The organism is Vibrio floridensis (assembly GCF_021852965.1).
Taxonomy (GTDB): domain Bacteria; phylum Pseudomonadota; class Gammaproteobacteria; order Enterobacterales; family Vibrionaceae; genus Vibrio; species Vibrio floridensis.
The window spans coordinates 36,683-53,680 of sequence record NZ_JAKGCY010000007.1 but is presented as its reverse complement, the minus strand read 5'-3'; the positions used below and the strand labels follow the sequence as shown (position 1 = coordinate 53,680).

16 protein-coding genes are annotated in these 16,998 nt (G+C 46.2%); 4 read left to right on the top strand and 12 right to left on the bottom strand.

What is annotated here, in order from left to right:
- Positions 1-67: 67 nt before the first annotated feature.
- Positions 68-2,185, bottom strand: coding sequence for a fatty acid oxidation complex subunit alpha FadJ (gene fadJ / locus LZU85_RS12405; protein ID WP_176298680.1), 2,118 nt, complete (start codon positions 2,183-2,185; stop codon positions 68-70).
- Entirely contained in the window at positions 2,185-3,492 is a 1,308-nt protein-coding gene (gene fadI, locus LZU85_RS12400) for an acetyl-CoA C-acyltransferase FadI (RefSeq protein ID WP_176298681.1), read from the bottom strand. The genes fadJ and fadI overlap by 1 nt, the downstream gene beginning before the upstream one ends.
- A 738-nt stretch (positions 3,493-4,230) precedes the next feature.
- On the opposite strand from fadI, the gene LZU85_RS12395 reads away from it, so the two are divergent.
- The 4 genes from LZU85_RS12395 (at position 4,231) to LZU85_RS12380 (ending at position 8,752) form a co-directional block, all read left to right on the top strand.
- Positions 4,231-4,806: a sigma-70 family RNA polymerase sigma factor gene (locus tag LZU85_RS12395; RefSeq protein WP_237287195.1), complete on the top strand. Its 576-nt coding sequence runs from the start codon at positions 4,231-4,233 to the stop codon at positions 4,804-4,806.
- Positions 4,799-5,530: a DUF3379 domain-containing protein gene (locus tag LZU85_RS12390; protein WP_237287194.1), complete on the top strand. Its 732-nt coding sequence runs from the start codon at positions 4,799-4,801 to the stop codon at positions 5,528-5,530. The genes LZU85_RS12395 and LZU85_RS12390 overlap by 8 nt, the downstream gene beginning before the upstream one ends.
- Before the next feature lie 288 nt (positions 5,531-5,818).
- On the top strand, positions 5,819-7,132 hold the full coding sequence (locus LZU85_RS12385; protein WP_237287193.1) for an outer membrane protein transport protein: 1,314 nt from the start codon (positions 5,819-5,821) through the stop codon (positions 7,130-7,132).
- Positions 7,133-7,432: 300 nt separating this feature from the next.
- Positions 7,433-8,752, top strand: coding sequence for an outer membrane protein transport protein (locus LZU85_RS12380; protein ID WP_237287192.1), 1,320 nt, complete (start codon positions 7,433-7,435; stop codon positions 8,750-8,752).
- 55 nt (positions 8,753-8,807) lie between these two features.
- On the opposite strand, the gene LZU85_RS12375 is transcribed toward LZU85_RS12380, so the two are convergent.
- The 10 genes from LZU85_RS12375 to ccmA form a co-directional block, all read right to left on the bottom strand.
- Positions 8,808-9,599 carry an MlaA family lipoprotein gene (locus LZU85_RS12375; protein ID WP_419795970.1) on the bottom strand — a complete coding sequence of 264 codons (792 nt, stop codon included), beginning with the start codon at positions 9,597-9,599 and terminating at the stop codon, positions 8,808-8,810.
- Positions 9,600-9,681: 82 nt separating this feature from the next.
- The gene (gene ccmI, locus LZU85_RS12370; RefSeq protein WP_176298687.1) at positions 9,682-10,896 is read right to left on the bottom strand and encodes a c-type cytochrome biogenesis protein CcmI; all 1,215 of its coding nucleotides are present in this window, start codon (positions 10,894-10,896) and stop codon (positions 9,682-9,684) included.
- Positions 10,896-11,378: a cytochrome c-type biogenesis protein gene (locus LZU85_RS12365; RefSeq protein WP_176298688.1), complete on the bottom strand. Its 483-nt coding sequence runs from the start codon at positions 11,376-11,378 to the stop codon at positions 10,896-10,898. The genes ccmI and LZU85_RS12365 overlap by 1 nt, the downstream gene beginning before the upstream one ends.
- The gene (locus LZU85_RS12360; RefSeq protein WP_237287190.1) at positions 11,375-11,929 is read right to left on the bottom strand and encodes a DsbE family thiol:disulfide interchange protein; all 555 of its coding nucleotides are present in this window, start codon (positions 11,927-11,929) and stop codon (positions 11,375-11,377) included. Before LZU85_RS12360 ends, LZU85_RS12365 begins: the two co-directional genes overlap by 4 nt.
- 1 nt (position 11,930) lies before the next feature.
- The gene (locus tag LZU85_RS12355; RefSeq protein ID WP_237287189.1) at positions 11,931-13,913 is read right to left on the bottom strand and encodes a heme lyase CcmF/NrfE family subunit; all 1,983 of its coding nucleotides are present in this window, start codon (positions 13,911-13,913) and stop codon (positions 11,931-11,933) included.
- Positions 13,910-14,395 carry a cytochrome c maturation protein CcmE gene (gene ccmE, locus LZU85_RS12350; protein WP_237287188.1) on the bottom strand — a complete coding sequence of 162 codons (486 nt, stop codon included), beginning with the start codon at positions 14,393-14,395 and terminating at the stop codon, positions 13,910-13,912. The genes LZU85_RS12355 and ccmE overlap by 4 nt, the downstream gene beginning before the upstream one ends.
- Entirely contained in the window at positions 14,392-14,598 is a 207-nt protein-coding gene (gene ccmD, locus LZU85_RS12345; RefSeq protein ID WP_176298692.1) for a heme exporter protein CcmD, read from the bottom strand. Before ccmD ends, ccmE begins: the two co-directional genes overlap by 4 nt.
- A gap of 12 nt (positions 14,599-14,610) precedes the next feature.
- Positions 14,611-15,354: a heme ABC transporter permease gene (locus LZU85_RS12340; RefSeq protein ID WP_237287187.1), complete on the bottom strand. Its 744-nt coding sequence runs from the start codon at positions 15,352-15,354 to the stop codon at positions 14,611-14,613.
- A gap of 107 nt (positions 15,355-15,461) precedes the next feature.
- Positions 15,462-16,130, bottom strand: coding sequence for a heme exporter protein CcmB (gene ccmB, locus LZU85_RS12335; protein WP_237287186.1), 669 nt, complete (start codon positions 16,128-16,130; stop codon positions 15,462-15,464).
- 1 nt (position 16,131) lies between these two features.
- The gene (ccmA, locus tag LZU85_RS12330) at positions 16,132-16,749 is read right to left on the bottom strand and encodes a cytochrome c biogenesis heme-transporting ATPase CcmA (protein WP_176298695.1); all 618 of its coding nucleotides are present in this window, start codon (positions 16,747-16,749) and stop codon (positions 16,132-16,134) included.
- Positions 16,750-16,998 lie beyond the last annotated feature (249 nt).

The window sequence follows — 16,998 nt, the reverse complement described above, 5'->3', positions numbered from 1 at the left end:
AATTGGCTAGACAAACAAAACAGGCTACCTTCGGTAGCCTGTTTTGTTTCAAACGCTTTCTCGACACTTACTCAGGGTAGAACTTACGCCCTTCACCAGCGCGAGTTAACAAACCATCACATGGCGCAAATCGGTCACCATACTTCTCGGCAAGCTGATTCATTTTCTCCACCAACTCTTTCAAACCAAATTGGTCCATATAGCGGAATGGCCCACCCAAGAAAGGAGGGAATCCAATGCCAAAAATAGCGCCGATATCACCATCGCGAGGGGAACGAATAATGCCATCATCCAAGCAACGGACGGCTTCATTCAACATAGGAAGCACACAACGCAAAGCGATGTCTTTATCACTGAGTTTCGATTCTGGCGTTAGCTTGAGCAGCTTATACACCGATTTATCGACCTCTTTTTTCTTCCCTTTGTAGGTGTAGAAACCTTTGCCACTCTTGCGTCCTTTGCGGCCATCGTTGAGCAGTACATCAAACACATCCGGACCCTTAAAACGAGCACCGAGCTCAGCGACAAGGATAGGCATTATCTTCGCGCCGATATCCACCCCAACTTCATCGAGCAGAGTGATTGGCCCGACAGGGAAACCAAAATCCAGTAACGCCGAGTCTATCTTCTCGATAGGTTCGTTTGCCAACAGAATATGGGCAGACTCATTCATGTAAGGCGCTAAGATACGGTTCACAAAGAAACCAGCTTGATCTTTGACCACAATCGGCGTTTTGCCCTGCTTCTTCGCCAATGCCACCACCGTTGCAATGGTTTCTTGCGACGTCGTTTCATGTGGAATGACTTCTACCAACGGCATTTTTTCCACCGGGCTAAAGTAATGCAAGCCAACGACGTTTTCAGGGCGCTGCGCTTTTTCTGCAATTTTATGGATTGGCAGTGAAGAGGTGTTGGTGGCAAAAATGGTTTCTGGTTTAGCATTTGCTTCAATATCCGCCACCATTTGCTGCTTGAGTGTTAAATCTTCAAACACCGCCTCAATCACCACATCGGTGCGATTGAAACTGGTGAAATCTGTTCCACCGCTCAGTTGCATCATTTTGCTTTGCAGTTGAGCCTTGGACAAAATACGACGCTTGTACTGCTTATCAAACAGCTTGTGGTTGTATTTCAACGCATTGAGAACACCATCGTTGCTCACATCTTTAATACGAGCAGGCACTTTGGCTTTGCCCACTGTCACATGGCCAATGCCTGCGCCCATTAACCCGCCACCTAAAACGCCCACCATTGACACTTGGCTTGGTTTGGCATCGCTACCGGTTTCTTTCTTCATTTCAGTCGTGGCAAAGAAAATCGAGCGCAGCGCTTTTGATTCATTGCTCATGACCAGTTCACCAAAGCGCTTCGCTTCCAGCTCAAGACCTTGCTTCATACCCTTTTCAAGGCCATGTTGAATTACGTGTAAAATTGCTACGGTCGCAGGGTAATTACCGCGCGTTTTTTCGTGGGTTTTCTTCGCCGCTTGTTCAAACACAAACTTACGCCCTAGCCCACTGCCAGAAAGCAGTTTCTCTTTGGTAGAGACTTTTTGCTTGGCGCGTTTTTTGCCTTTTTCAACCAACTGTTTTGCGACATCCAACAGAATGGTTTGTGGAACACATTCGTCGACAACGCCCAGTTTCTTCGCTTTTTTGGCTCTCAGTTGCTTACCTGTCAGGATAAGATCTAGCGATGGCAATAAACCAATCAAGCGAGGCAAACGTTGAGTCCCGCCAGACCCTGGCAACAAGCCTAGTTGCACTTCGGGTAAACCTAACCGCGTGATATCGTCGTCACTACATACGCGAAAATCACACGCCAGTGCCAACTCTAAGCCACCACCTAAACAAGGGCCGTGGATCGCCGCAACAACAGGATAGGGTAAGTCAGAGAGTTGCTGAAACAACTCTTGTCCTTGGCGTGCTAGTGCTTCTGCTTCAGGCGCTGTTTTACACGCTTCAAGCATACGCACGTCTGCGCCCGCGACAAAGTTGTCAGGTTTCAATGAGTGAATGATCAGACCTTTCAGACCACTACTGTCTTTTAGCTGAGAAAAAATCGCTTTCATCTCTTCAGCGAACGCAGCTTGAAGTGTGTTCATTTTTTCGTTTGGAACATCAATGCCAAGCCACGCAATGTTCTGTTCATCAATCTTCAGATTAAATGCTTTTTGCTCGCTCATTATTCAACCTCCAGAATCATCGCAGCACCCAAGCCACCTGCCGCACACGCGGTATTCAATGCTAAACCTCCACCACGACGTTTCAACTCACGTAGAGTCTGCGTCATCATCCGCGCACCAGTGGCGGCAAATGGGTGACCATAAGCAATCGAACCACCCAACACATTGAACTTATCCATATCGATTTCACCAATCGCTTTGGAACGGCCAAGGTTCTCTTGGGCGAACTTATCGGAAGCAAACATTTTCACGTTAGCCAAGGCTTGAGCGGCAAAGGCTTCATGCATGTCAATTAAGGTAAGATCTGAGAGTTCCAAACCGGTATTTTTCAACACTTTTGCGGTTGCATAGGAAGGCCCCATCAGCATATCAGTCTCGACACCGATAGCAGAAAACGCATAGCCACGGATGTAACCGAGAATCTCTAGACCAAGCTCTTTTGCTCGCCCTTCGCGCATCAGCATTACTGCCGCCGCACCATCAGTCAGTGGCGTACTATTGGCCGCAGTGACCGTGCCGAATTGACGATCAAACGCAGGGCGAAGTTTGGCATAGCCTTCCAATGTGGAATCATGGCGGATGTTATTGTCTTCTGCGATCCACTTTTTATAAGGTTCGGGAAACGCCGTCATTACCTCTCCGGCAATTTTGCCATCACGCCACGCCTGAGAGGCCAGAGTGTGAGAGCGATGCGCCAAAGCATCTTGTTCTGCACGAGTAATGCCATGAGTTTTCGCCATCTGCTCCGCGGTTTGGCCCATAGACAAACCCGTAGAGTATTCGGCCACTGCTGGGGGAACAGGCATCAGATCTTTTAAACCTAAGCTTGAAAGCACCTTAAGTTTTTGACCTAGTGTTTTGGTTTTACTAAGAGCCAACAAGCTCGCTGCCAATTTTTTGGATACGCCAATCGGCAGAACAGAAGAAGAATCCGCACCGCCAGCGATGCCAATATCGATTGCGCCTGCCATGATGCTCTCTGCTACGTTCACTGCCGATTGAAAGCTCGTTGCACAAGCACGGGTCACGCTGTAAGCATCGGTGTGAATGTTCATGCCTGTCCCTAGCACGATTTCACGCGCTATATTGGGTGCTTCTGGCATCTGCACGACTTGGCCAAACACCACTTGCTCAATCAACTTCGGATCGATGTCGGTACGTGCCAACAGATCACTCACAACCATCTTGCCAAGATCCACAGCGGGTACTTGGCTGAACTCCGTGCTTTGACGAGCAAAGGGGGTTCTCAACCCCGCCACAATAGCTACACGCTCACCATGGCGTGTTTTCACTTCCTGCTTGCCCATTGTTTCTCCTTAATAACAAGAGGTCTGACCTGATGCATTGTAATCATTTTGTTAAATTTATCAAACGTGCGTTTAAATAAACGTGAGGTTAGTAGATCTATTGTTCTAACTCAAACTTAGATTACTTTTACTTCAATAACTTACAAAGGAATATTGCAAAAGGTTTCAATGGCAAGTGGAATGCAGGCAAAAAAAAACCACACAAAACTGTGTGGTCGGAATCGGTATAAAACAATTAACTTACGCCAATTGAAAATAATCAGTTTCCTGATTAGGAGAAAGTAAAGTCAGCCTTCAAAAGGAAGTGTCATCTTGCTCAACACGCTAACCCAAAGGGTTAACTAGATGACAGGGTTTACTATAGCCAGTTTGTCGTTACAGATTTTGAATTAGATCAATTTTATGGTGGTTTTGCGCTAACAGATTGGCAAGTTAGCCGATATTCCCGACTTACTCTGATCTTCATCATCTAAATGGCATTTTTTAGACTTTTCCAAACCAGACCTATCGACAACCTTTTGACTTAAACTGATTGGTATAGAGCGCCCTTGTTCGGCTTGAAGATCGAATCGTCTCTGACGTTAACACGCCGTTAGACCGATGTTTGCCATTATCGGAACGCATGTAGTATTTCCTTTATCAATAATTACGTTAGACTGACCAACAGGTCGTTCGATTGACAAAACCAATAGGAATCATGCCATTATTGTTGGCTTCCTATTTCCACACAGAGCAGGTATGGAGGCTCCTGTGGCAATATTTAAAATATTCGGAAAGAAAACCTCTGACACTCCGGTCAATACGGAAATGGACAGACAAAAAAAATACGAAGCGCTTGTAAGAGCCTATCACCGTGATTTGTATCGCTATGCGTACTGGCTTTGCAAAGATCAATCTGTAGCAGAAGATCTCGTGCAAGAAACCTGCCTCAGAGCGTGGAAATCTCTCGATAGCCTGCAAGACGAAAAGGCCGCAAAATCTTGGCTCATTACCATATTGAGACGAGAGAACGCTCGCCGTTTTGAAAGAAAGCATTTCGATCTCGTGGACATTGAAGACTATGGCAACGAAGCCAAAGTCAGCGATGATGAACACCACCAGCAAGAGTGGTTGCAAGCGCAAATCATGAAATTGGATATCGAATATCGAGAGCCACTGTTTCTTCAAGTTGTCGGAGGATTTAGTGGTGATGAGATAAGCGATATTTTGGATTTAAACAAAAATACGGTGATGACACGTTTGTTTCGCGCCAGAAACCAACTGAAAGAACTGTTAGACTCAGACCAAACTCAAAGGGGGCAAAAAAATGGATGATTTAGAATTTCGTCGCCGTATTTTGTCGGACCCGAAAAGCCGTGACCAAGAGATTTTGCAAGCACTCGATAGCAGTGACTCCAATGCAAAATTTGCTCAAGATGTGCTGGATTTGGATGCGCAAATCAAACAAGCGATGAAAGTGGAAGTGCCGGAAGAGCTTGTTGACAAAATCTTGCTTAAGCAAACCTCTTACGCAAGTGAGGATAAAATTGTCAGACCGAGTTTCGTCCGCAAAGCCATGGCCCTTGCCGCCTCTTTTGCGTTTACCGCTGGTTTACTGGTTGGACAAATTAACTGGGGCAACTTATTGGTTTCACCGGCGCAAGCAAGCCTAGCAGACACCGCAATACAACATGTTGTTGCTGAAAGTGCCTTTGTACGACACATTGATGAGCAAGTCACGTCCATACAGATCAACGCCAAGTTATCACCATTGGAGTATTACTTTAATGATAACTTCCCGTATCACGTGTACTACCTCAATCACTGTGGTTTTGGCCATACCAATGCACTGCACATGATTTTCCAGGGAGAGAAAGGCAAGATCACGCTGTTTATCGCCCCAATCAAAAGTTCATCAGCGGCAGATTTTGCCAAAGACGGGATGAATGGCATTATCGTTCCTATTGGGGATACCAGCTTAATCTTGGTGGGTGAAAACGGCGAAGAGACCAAGAAATTTGCTGACAAACTGGCGCCAATGATTAAACCGCTCGTTTAATCGCTATTTCACCGTCAAAAGCCGCAAGTTACCGCTAACTTGCGGCTTTTTGCTTTATTAATCCGCACAATGCTATTCACCAGAACTATACCTGTAGAGCTAAAACTCTATTTTATGTGCTTTAGCTGCTTATTCCTGCCAGATATCCGCCAGTTTTGCAATTTTCATTCATTTTAACTCAATGGTCGGATTTGTATCTGCTACGCTTACGACTAGGATCAGCCACCAACTGAGCAAATGCTCAAAAACAACGCCCATTTAGAGGCGGTAACAAAAAGGAATAATGAAATGACTCAGAACATGCGTCTGTTTAAAAAGTCTCTTCTCGCAGTGACTGTTGCATTGGCTTCAGGCCAAACAATGGCAGCAGGTTTCCAGCTTAACGCACAATCTGCAACAGGTCTCGGCCGTGCATTCGCCGGTGATGCGGTTATTGCAGATAACGCCTCCGTCATGGCGCGCAACCCTGCTGCTATGGCACTTTTCGATGATATGGAGATGTCGCTAGGCTTTGTTTCCATTACATCAAAAATCAAAGTAAAAGATGCTCAATATGCCCAAAATAACCTATTGTTGGGTCAAGGTGCTCCATTAGGTACTTCATATACAAGTGCCTCAAATTACGGCGATGCTGGTGATACTTCCATTGCGCCTAATATTCACCTGATTGTGCCAGTGAATGAACAGTTCGCTTGGGGTGTTAATGCTTACACCAACTTTGGCACCAAAACAGAGTTTGATGATTCCTTTGTTGGTACAGAATATGGCGGTTTGACAGACGTAAAGAGTATGAACCTTGGTTTAGCCGGTTCTTACCGCGTCAATGAGCAGCTAAGCTTTGGTCTGGGTTTAGATTTGATCTATGGCAAAGGCAAGCTTGAGAGATCGATGCGAGTATACCACCCAGCCAACGGTTCTGTACTACAGACACAAACCGCGTTGGATGCCGATGCTGATGGTTGGGCGCTTGGTTTCAACTTGGGCACCGTCTACGAGCTTGATGAAGATAATCGCTTTGGTTTCTCTTATAGATACAGCCCAGATTTAGAAGCGGATGGCAAAGTCAATTACGTTGGTTCAGGTAAAGGCGAGATTGATGATACTTTGATCATGCCTCTGCCAGATATGGCTGAGTTTTCTGGTTACCATCGCTTGAATGAACAGTTCGCAGTTCACTATAGTGTGCAATGGATCGGCTGGGCGGAGTTCGATAAGCTGGAAGCGAAAAAAAGCGGCGTGCTAAATGAGTACCAATGGCAAGACGGCATGCACTATTCAATCGGTGGTACCTATTTCATGAACCAAGACTGGACATTACGTGCTGGTTACATGTATGACACCAGCGCACAAGACCAGATTACCTCGGTTTCAGTACCAGATTCAGATCGCCAATGGTTGTCTGCAGGTTTCACATATCATATTGACCAAAAATCGAACATTGATTTCGGTTTCACCTATTTGATGGGTGAAGATGTCAAGGTATCGGAAAGCACAGACTTAACCCCTACTGGTCTACCTGCTAACACAATAGGCACGACGTTCACTGGTACAACTCATGCGGACGCTATTCTAGTCGGCTTACAATACAGCCGTTCTTTCTAATAGTTGATTAGAGAAACACCGAATGCTAAAGGGCTGGTCTACCAGCCCTTTTTCTTTATCTGCCTGCCCATAACCCTCTAATTCAGCACACAACTGTTTGCTAGATTGGCCATTTCGTTACACGCGTGTACGCTCAAGTTTCAAAACAAGCCGATAACAAACAGAACGTTTGCTAGATAAACCTCATATTTTTAGACAAATACTCTAAATACACTGTTTTATTGGCATTTGGTTTTTAAAGTATTTACTCAAGATCTACAATCCGTTCCCACATATCCACTTATTCAGCGAACAAACATAATGAAAACCAACAAGACTCTTCTATCAACAGCCGTCGCTTTTAGCCTACTTTCTAGTGCCAATCTTGCCAATGCTGCAGGCTTCCAACTAGCAGAATACTCGGCAACAGGCCTTGGCCGCGCATACGCGGGCGAAGCTGCGATGGCAGACAACGCAAGCGCACAGTGGCGTAACCCAGCGATGCTGACCTACCTAGAGGGTACACAAGTCTCTGTTGGCGCGATTTATGTGAACCCAAACATTGATGTTAAAGGCACCACTACGCTTAAACACCCGCTCACCGGACAAACGGTTGCGGTGACAGATTCTGAATCTGATGACTTCGCGCACGACGCAATTATTCCAAACCTTTACATCTCACACCGTTACAATGATCAACTTGCGATTGGTTTTGCACTAGGCACCAACTACGGTATGGAAACTGACCTAGGCAAAGATTTCACTGCCTCTCATTTCGGCAACGAAGCCAGCGTGATCAGTAAAGAAGCGAATTTAAACCTCGCTTACCAACTGAATAAACAGTTCAGCATTGGTGGTGGTGTTCGTTACATTATTGCTGAAGGTAGCTTTGGTGCTACAGCACCAAAAAAGAATATTTTGGGCGTTCAACAAGGCACTACTCTAAAATATATGGAAGGTGATGACACCGCGTGGGGTTGGCAAATTGGCTCCGCATGGCAGATCAACGAAAATCATCGTGTAGGCTTTACCTACAAATCTGAAGTAGAACTAAAATTGGAAGGCCATGCTGAAGGGTTTGGCTTCAATAAAATCCTTGGAGACACCCGAGATTTCTACGATACAGGCAGTATGACTCTATCACTACCAGCAACAGCCGAACTTGCAAGCTTCCACCAGCTTTCTGAACAGCTAGCGCTACATACCAGTATTAACTGGACAGACTGGAGCAGTTTTAAAGAACTTTATGCCGATTTAGACAACAATCCAGGCTCGACGGTTAAAGAAGAACACTGGAAAGACAACTACCGCTTTGCCGTTGGTGCAACATACCAACTACAGCCTAAACTGGCGCTAAGAACCGGTATTGCTTATGACACCTCAGCCGTGAGCGACAAAAACCGTACCATTACCATTCCAGAAACCGATCGTACTTGGTTGAGCATCGGTGCAACATACGACTGGACGCAAGATTTCACTCTAGACGCGGGCTTTACTTACATCATAGCCAAAGATGCGCCAATTAAGGAATCACGTGGTTACAGTTCAGACGAAGCGGCACAAGCAGTTGGTGGCCAGTTTGTCGGTGAAACCACGGGCAACGTGTGGCTCATTGGTGTTCAAGCGAACTACCGCTTCTAATTTCGTTCATACGCAGATCAAAAAGGGCTTAGTGTTAACTAAGCCCTTTTGTCTTTTAATATTCTTCAAGATACTGATCGAGAAGTGCTTCTTCCTCTTCATCGACGCCATCTTTATTGATTTCTGCTTTAAACGCTTGCCGTTGTAAGTACACACCACGCGTTAACGCGTAAGGGTCTGGCGATGAATTGAGCTGTGCTTCTTGATTAACCAATAACGCCCGTTTTTCCATCCCTTCTAATGCCCACTTACCCAATCCGGCCCAGAAGTTTAGGTAAACCAAAGGCACATACATGCCATCAACCGTATCGGTCACTTCTCTAACCGTATAAGGCCCATAGCCTGGCAGCATCAAAAAGGGACCATTGCCAACGCCATAATGACCAATAGCGTCACTGAACGCTTTATCATCATGCTTAGTAATCCCCGCGGCGGTAGCAATATCAATCAAACCTAACAAGCCAAATGTAGAGTTGATCCAAAAACGGTTAAAGTGTTCCACCGCGCGTTGACCATTGCCCATGATAATGTTGTTCACCATGCTAGAGGGCTCATCAAGGTTTGATAGAAAATTAGCAACCCCAACTCGAACAGGAGATGGCGTGTACTCTACGTAAGCCAGAGAGACTGGACGCACCAAATAAGGGTCGAGATACTCGTAGTTGAGTGTCCACATAGAACGGTTGAACGACTCAAATGGGTCACCGTCATAATGATCGGTTTCAGTCGATGTTCCATCGGCCAGCCCTTCTTGGTCCTTCGGCGCGCTTGCGCAACCAGAGAGACCAAAGATCAGCAACGATAACATCGCGAAGGATTTCCCTTTGCTGTACATTCTGAATTCCATTGTTGATGAAGGACAATATCAAGAGCAAAAAATAAGGCCAGTTTTCACTGACCTTAATGATTCTACTTGATAGCCAGCGAGATTAGTATTGATTATTAATACTCAGCGTCACCGGTGCACCGAGTGCGACAGGCTCACTTTCGCCATACCAGTCACCTTGCTTTGTGGCCACATTGCCATCGCTATCGATGCGCGCGCGCACAATCAGTTCACTCAGATTAGAAAGCTGCTGCCCTTGCATCATGCTGTTTCCATCATCGAGCACGACGGTACGAGGAAAGGTACCGAGCGGATAGCGAGCTGCAGCGATAGGCATTGGCGAACCGTCCGCGTTGTGTACCGAGACGATCAGTACTGAATTCGGATCCGCCTGCACTTGTGGGCTAAGCTCGATAGTCACTGCGACACTCTTACCAGCAGCCCCCTTTTCGCCCATGCGCTGCTTCGCGCTTTCGATGCTGCGAGCGAGCATTTCGTAGCGACTATCTTGTGGCCCAATCATTTGCTGCATAATACTCCAGTATTTAACCGCAGCGGCAAAGTCTTGACGTTCAAACGCATCAAATGCCAACAAAGAGAACACACGAAGATCGACATAATCCTCACGTACCAACTGGCTCAAAATCGAACGAGCCGTATTTTGGTCCATTTCGTCTTGTGACAACATCAAAGCTTGCGCGTAACCCAGCTGAATATCGGCATCTTTTGGCTGCAGATCAAATGCTTTTTGCATCGCATCAATGGCGGTGTTGACGTCGCGATTCGCCAGAGCAATGCGGCCAAGTAACAACCACCCTGTCGCATCATCAGGCTGATAATGTAAACGAGTGCGCAGCGCCAAGGTGAGATCCGTCATCTCATCGTCACTTAGCGGTTCAGCCGTTGAGGACATCAGCTTTTTCGAAAGCTCAGGCAAGTTCGCATTGACTTCTTGCCATTTCACCACATCTTGATAGGCGCCAAATTTGATGTATAACCCATAGCTCAGTGCCACGGTCAACACAATTGAGGGGATCAAAACCGCCATCGGTGAAATTTTGCTTTCACCCTGCTTCTTTGCATCAGGAATATCGTCTAATAACGATTGTTTGAGATCGGCAATCAGGTCCTGCTGATCTTCTACTAACCCTTCAGAGGCTTCTTCTTGAAGCTCAGAAAGGCGATCTTTATAAAATGCTTTGTTGAGCTCATCACGTAACACATCATCAGTATTGGCTTTTTGCTTAAGCATCGGCATAGCAATAAGTGCACACGCAACTAAAATCAGAGCGACAGTGGATAACCAAAAAAGTGTCATTATTGTTTGTCTCCGTTGTTCTCTTCATCTAACAAGGCCTTAAGACGGGCTTCTTTATCATCATCCCAAGATTCGCCACTACCTTCACTTACACTTTTTCGCTTACGACTTCGTAGCACAATCAAGGTAAATCCAATCACGATAACGCCCAATGGGCCCAGCCAAAGTATCGATGTAGCAAGCGTCAATGGCGGGTTGTAAGTCACAAAGTTTCCATAGCGGGCAATCATGTAATCAACGATTTCGTCCTTTGACTTGCCTTCTTTGGTCATCTCATACACCTTTTGACGCAGGTCTTGCGCCAGCTCCGCATTCGAATCGGAAATGGTGTTGTTCTGACATTTTGGACAGCGCAACGTATGACCTAACTCTTTGAACTGCTGTTCTTGCTCTAAGTTATCAAATTCATACACTTCAATGGCAGCGTGCGCAGCAAGTGAAAGAGTAAAAGTCGCCAATACAACTAGAAGGAATTTTTTCATTGTTTCGCCTCCTCAACCAACTGGTTGTAGAGCGGTGCGAGCTTTTCTGCCCAGTTGCGTGGATTCACATCACCAACATGGCGATAGCGAATAATTCCATTCGCATCAATAATGAAGGTTTCAGGGGCACCATAGACACCCAGATCTAAACCAAGCATGCCGTTACCATCGAACAGGCTAATTAGGTATGGGTTACCTAAGTCATTTAACCAACCCACCGCTTTGGTACGATCATCTTTGTAGTTCATACCAATGATTTTTACGCCCTTACCTGCAAGCTCATTAAGGTATTGATGCTCTGCATAACACGTTGGGCACCAAGTCGCCCAAACGTTTAACAGCAGCGGCTCCCCTTTAAAGATCGACTGATCATAAAGCTTGCCCGGCTCTGCCAAATCTTCCAATTTAAACGTTGGCACCGATTTACCCACTAACACCGATTCAAGCTTGGTTGGGTCATCGCCATGTTGGTTTTTAATCAACTGAGTGGCGAAAATCACCGCAAGTGCCATAAAGGCAACCAGCGGAACAAACAAAATTTTCTTGTTCATTTTATGCCTCTTGTTCTTCTAGCTTCGCTTTGGCATCGGCTTTATTGCTCTTGCGGAAACGGTAACGTCTGTCCGACATCGCCAATAGACCACCGAATGACATAATCAAAGAACCTGCCCAGATCCAACGTACAAACGGTTTGTAGTAAATACGTACCGCCCAAGAACGGTTATCTTCCAAGCGCTCACCCATGGCAATGTACAGATCACGAGTAATACCACGATCGATTGCCGCCTCTGTCATCATCGATTTCGCGGTGCGATAGAAGCGCTTCTCGGCATGCAGTGTATTAACGTACTGACCGTTATGAGTGATTTCAAAGTCTGCGATATAACCATCGTAGTTCGGGCCATTCTTGTCGCGAAGACCTGAGAAATAGAAATCGTAACCCTGAATTTGGAAATGCTCGCCAGGCGCTAAACGCACATCGCGTTCAATACTGTAGTTTTGCACCATCGCAATCCCAATCACCGTCACTGCGAGACCAATATGTCCCAACATCATTGCCCAGTGACTACGTTGTAGCTTACGAACGCCAGTCAAGAATGGATGACGATGCGTTGCACGTTCATAAAGCTCGAAGCCGTGCATTGCGATGATCCAAATCGCCATCACCCAGCCGATGTATGCCATCACGTCAAAGAAATCGGCAAACAGGTACACACATAAATAACCGAGCGAAAAGGCAGCAACGCCAGAAACCAGCATAGGTCTGATGAGATGCGAAAGCTGATCACGCTTCCAACGGATCAAAGGTCCAATGCCAAGCAAGAAAGCAAATGGCATCATCAACCACGCAAACAGCATGTCGAAGAATGGTGCACCAATGGAAACAGACCCCAAACCGATCTGCTTGTGAACTAGCGGCAGTAACGTACCGACTAACACCACGACTAACGCGGCGATCAACAAGACATTGTTGCCAAGAAGCATGTTCTCACGTGAAATCAGGTCGAAGTTACCACGCACACGTACTGCTGCGCCTTTTACCGCGAAAAGGAGGAGTGAACCGCCAATAACAAAAACGAGGAAGCCAAGAATGAACATGCCTCGTGATGGGTCAGAAGCAAATGCATGAACAGAAACCAAAATACCCGAACGCACTAGGAAGGTACCTAGTAAGCTCAACGAGAATGCTGAGATGGCCAGTAGTACTGTCCACGCTTTAAAGGTGCCACGTTTTTCTGTCACCGCGAGAGAGTGCATCAGCGCAGTGCCCGCGAGCCAAGGCATAAAGGAAGCGTTTTCTACGGGATCCCAGAACCACCAGCCACCCCAGCCAAGCTCATAGTAAGCCCACCAAGAACCCAATGCGATACCTAGGGTAAGGAATACCCATGCAGCGGTCGTCCATGGACGAGACCAACGTGCCCACGCAGTGTCTAATCGACCTGTCATCAGCGAGGCGATGGCAAAAGAGAATGCCACTGAGAAACCCACGTACCCCATGTAAAGCATTGGTGGGTGAACAATCAAACCTGGGTCTTGCAATAACGGGTTAAGATCTCGACCATCAACCGGGAAGAAAGGTAAGGTGCGTAGGAATGGATTTGACGTCAAGATGATAAACAGTAGGAAACCAACGGAAATCATCCCCATAACTGCGAGCACGCGAGCAACCGATTCTTGAGGCATTCCACGACTAAAGGTCGCGACGGCAACCGTCCATGCTGCTTGTATCAACACCCAAAGCAGTAATGAACCTTCGTGCGCGCCCCATACCGCTGTTAAACGATAGTACCAAGGAAGCTGACTGTTCGAGTTACTGGCAACATATTGCAGCGTAAAATCATTCGCGTAAAAACCGTAACATAGAATGATAAATGAGATGAACAGCATCACAAACATCGCCCAAGATAAAGGGCGAGCGCTGTTCATCAACATGGTATTGTTGTTTGACGCCCCCCAAAGAGGCAATATGCTCAATAGTACCGCCATCGCTAAAGAGACGATGAGGGCAAAGTGACCGATTTCTGCAATCATTGGTCGCTTCCTTGTTTTTGTTCTTCAGAATATTGTAACGGTGCGTGCGTCTTCTTCATTGCTTCAGCAATTTCAGGTGGCATGTATTCTTCATCGTGTTTTGCAAGGACTTCAAATGCTTCAACCGTGGTTGCATCTTTCAAAACGCCTTGAGCGACGATCCCTTGACCTTCACGAAATAAATCAGGAAGAATCCCTTCGTACTCGATAGTCACCTTTGGACCGACATCGGCAAGATCAAAACTGACTTTCAGTGACTGCGGGTCACGACGTACAGAACCTGTGACCACCATACCGCCAATACGCAAACGCTGTCCGACGGTTGGCTTTGTGCCATCCTCTTTACCATTTACCAATTCGGTTGGGGTATAGAAAAGATCCATGTTTTGGTTCAATGCATAAATCATTAAACCAATCGTGGCGCTCACACCAATAAAGATGGCTAAAATAATGCCGAGTCTCTTTTGACGTCTTGGATTCATAGAGTGTTCTCCATATTCTTCGCGGCATCAATTCGAGCCTGACGGTCTATCTTCGCTTTCACTTCATTCAACAGCGCATTGCTGCGGCGTAAGCTGCTAATCAGAAGAATAAGCATCGACAAAAATGTTATGCCGAACGCTCCCCACACGTAGGAGGCATAGCCTCCCATTGCAAAAAATTCGCTCAGAGATTCAAAGTGCATGTTCTAAAACCCTCACTGAGTTTTTTCGAGTGCTAATTCACGCACCCAAGGACGATGACTTTCTTTACTGATGATTTCGTTGCGAAAACGCACCATTGTCACCGCCGCAAAGAAAAAAGCAAAACCCAAAATGTTCAGGAGCAATGGCCAGAGCATGTCTGAAGCAATCGAAGGTTTGGCAAACTTAGTGATCGTTGCACCTTGATGCAAGGTGTTCCACCACTCAACCGAAAAGTGAATAATTGGAAGGTTGATCACGCCAACGATCGCCAGAATCCCTGCTGCTTTCGCCGCCGTTTTTTGGTCATCAAAGGCGTGGTAAAGTGCAATCACACCCAAATAAAGGAAAAGAAGAATCAGTTCAGAAGTCAGGCGAGCATCCCAAACCCACCATGTTCCCCACATTGGTTTCCCCCAGACTGCACCAGTCACTAACGCGATAAAGGTATACACCGCACCAATCGGGGCCATTGCAAGCGCCGCCATCTCAGACAAACGGATTTGCCAAACCAAACCAATGAAGGCCGCGATGGCCATCGACATATACACACCCATCGACCAAATCGCCGAAGGCACATGAATGTAGATGATTCTGAAGCTGTCGCCTTGCTGATAGTCAGCCGGAGCATATGCTAAGCCCCATAGTGTACCGACTACCAAAAAGATCAGGGCTAAAACGGAAAACCAAGGCAACAACTTACCACTTAGCTGGTAGGCTGTTTCTGGCTTTGCATAAGGATGGAGCCATTTCCACATGTTTAGTTCTCACTCTTACTTCACTCAGGCACAAACTTAGCGTGTTACACTAGCAGTGCTGTAATAATAATTCTTTGATCCGATATTGTATTAATGTCGGTAATTTTTTAGTTAACACTGACTCTCAACGCAGCGCTGATAGCAAAAGGGGTGAGTGTCATGCCGCCAACGAGCATAGCACCCAAAATGGCCAACTGGCCGTTATACGCCATTCCCAACGCTGCGGCATCAATTGCAGACGTCGCAAAAATCAAAATTGGGATATAAAGCGGTAAAACCAATAAGCTCAACAATACCCCCCCTTTTTGCAGTCCTACGGTTAGGGCAACACCAATTGCTCCAATAAAACTTAGCGTTGGTGTACCAAGCAATAGGGTTAAGACCACCGATAACCAAGTATTGAAATCTAACGACAACAAAATGGCCAACAACGGGCTAATGAGAATCAGTGGCAAACCTGTCAATAACCAATGTGCTATGACCTTTGAAATCACTACAAGTTGCAAAGGAATTGGCATCAGCATCATTTGCTCAAGTGCACCATCTTGAAAATCATCGCGAAACAGACGCTCTAAAGATAATAGAGCGGATAGCAATGCCGCTACCCAAACAATACCTGCTGCAATACGCGCTAACAAATTCGGCTCGGGGCCGATGCTGAGAGGGAACAGGGTAATAACTATGATAAAAAACCAAAGTGGGTTCAAAATATCGGCTTGGCGTCGAAAAGCAATAAGCAGCTCACGGCGAATAATGGTTGTCATTGCAGAAATCATCTCAATCACCCAACTTAATTTTTCTGAGTTTCGGGCTATCTGCAAACATATCTTGGTGTGTCGTCAAGATTACGATGCCCCCATTATCAACATGGTTGGAAAACAGAGACTCAAGCACTTTCACCCCCTGCTTGTCGATGGCAGTTAACGGCTCATCAAGAATCCAAAGGATCTGATTGCTTAACCAAAGGCGGGCCAACGCCACGCGCCTCTGCTGCCCGGCAGACAACTGTGCGACGGGTACATCTTCACGTCCCGCCAAGCCAACCTGAGTCAGGGCGTGAAAAATCCGTTCTGAAGAAGAGTCTGAATTATGAATCGATTGATAAAAGCGTAAATTTTCAAACGCGGTAAGCTCTCTTTTCACCCCAGTTTGATGGCCTAAGAAAAGCAAATCTTGATGGAACTGGTCGCGGCTTTTTTCAATCGCCTCCCCTTTCCATTTGATGGAGCCTTCGTCTCTGTCGCCAAGCCCTGTCACGATTCGAAGTAGCGTGGTTTTACCAGTACCGTTTCGACCCTCAATCTGCACCAACTCACCGGGTTTGATTTCAAACTGAAGATTTTCAAAAAGCACGCGTTCATCGCGAATTGCGGTTAAATGGGAAACTTCTAGCATAAGGCTTCATAGCGACACAAATTTGAGGGGTATATTAACACAGCTAATTAGTTACAAGACAGGACAACAAACCCTCTATGTTTGTCAGTTGGTGAGAATTTGTTAACCTGTTATCACATTTATTTAAATTTACCTCTATAGAGTGATAAGTATCTCAATTCTTTCACTTTCCCTGAACAAAACTCTCCACTAGCTCGGTCACGACTCACAATTGTGCTTTGCAGCGCAAAATAACAAAAAAGAAGCCGA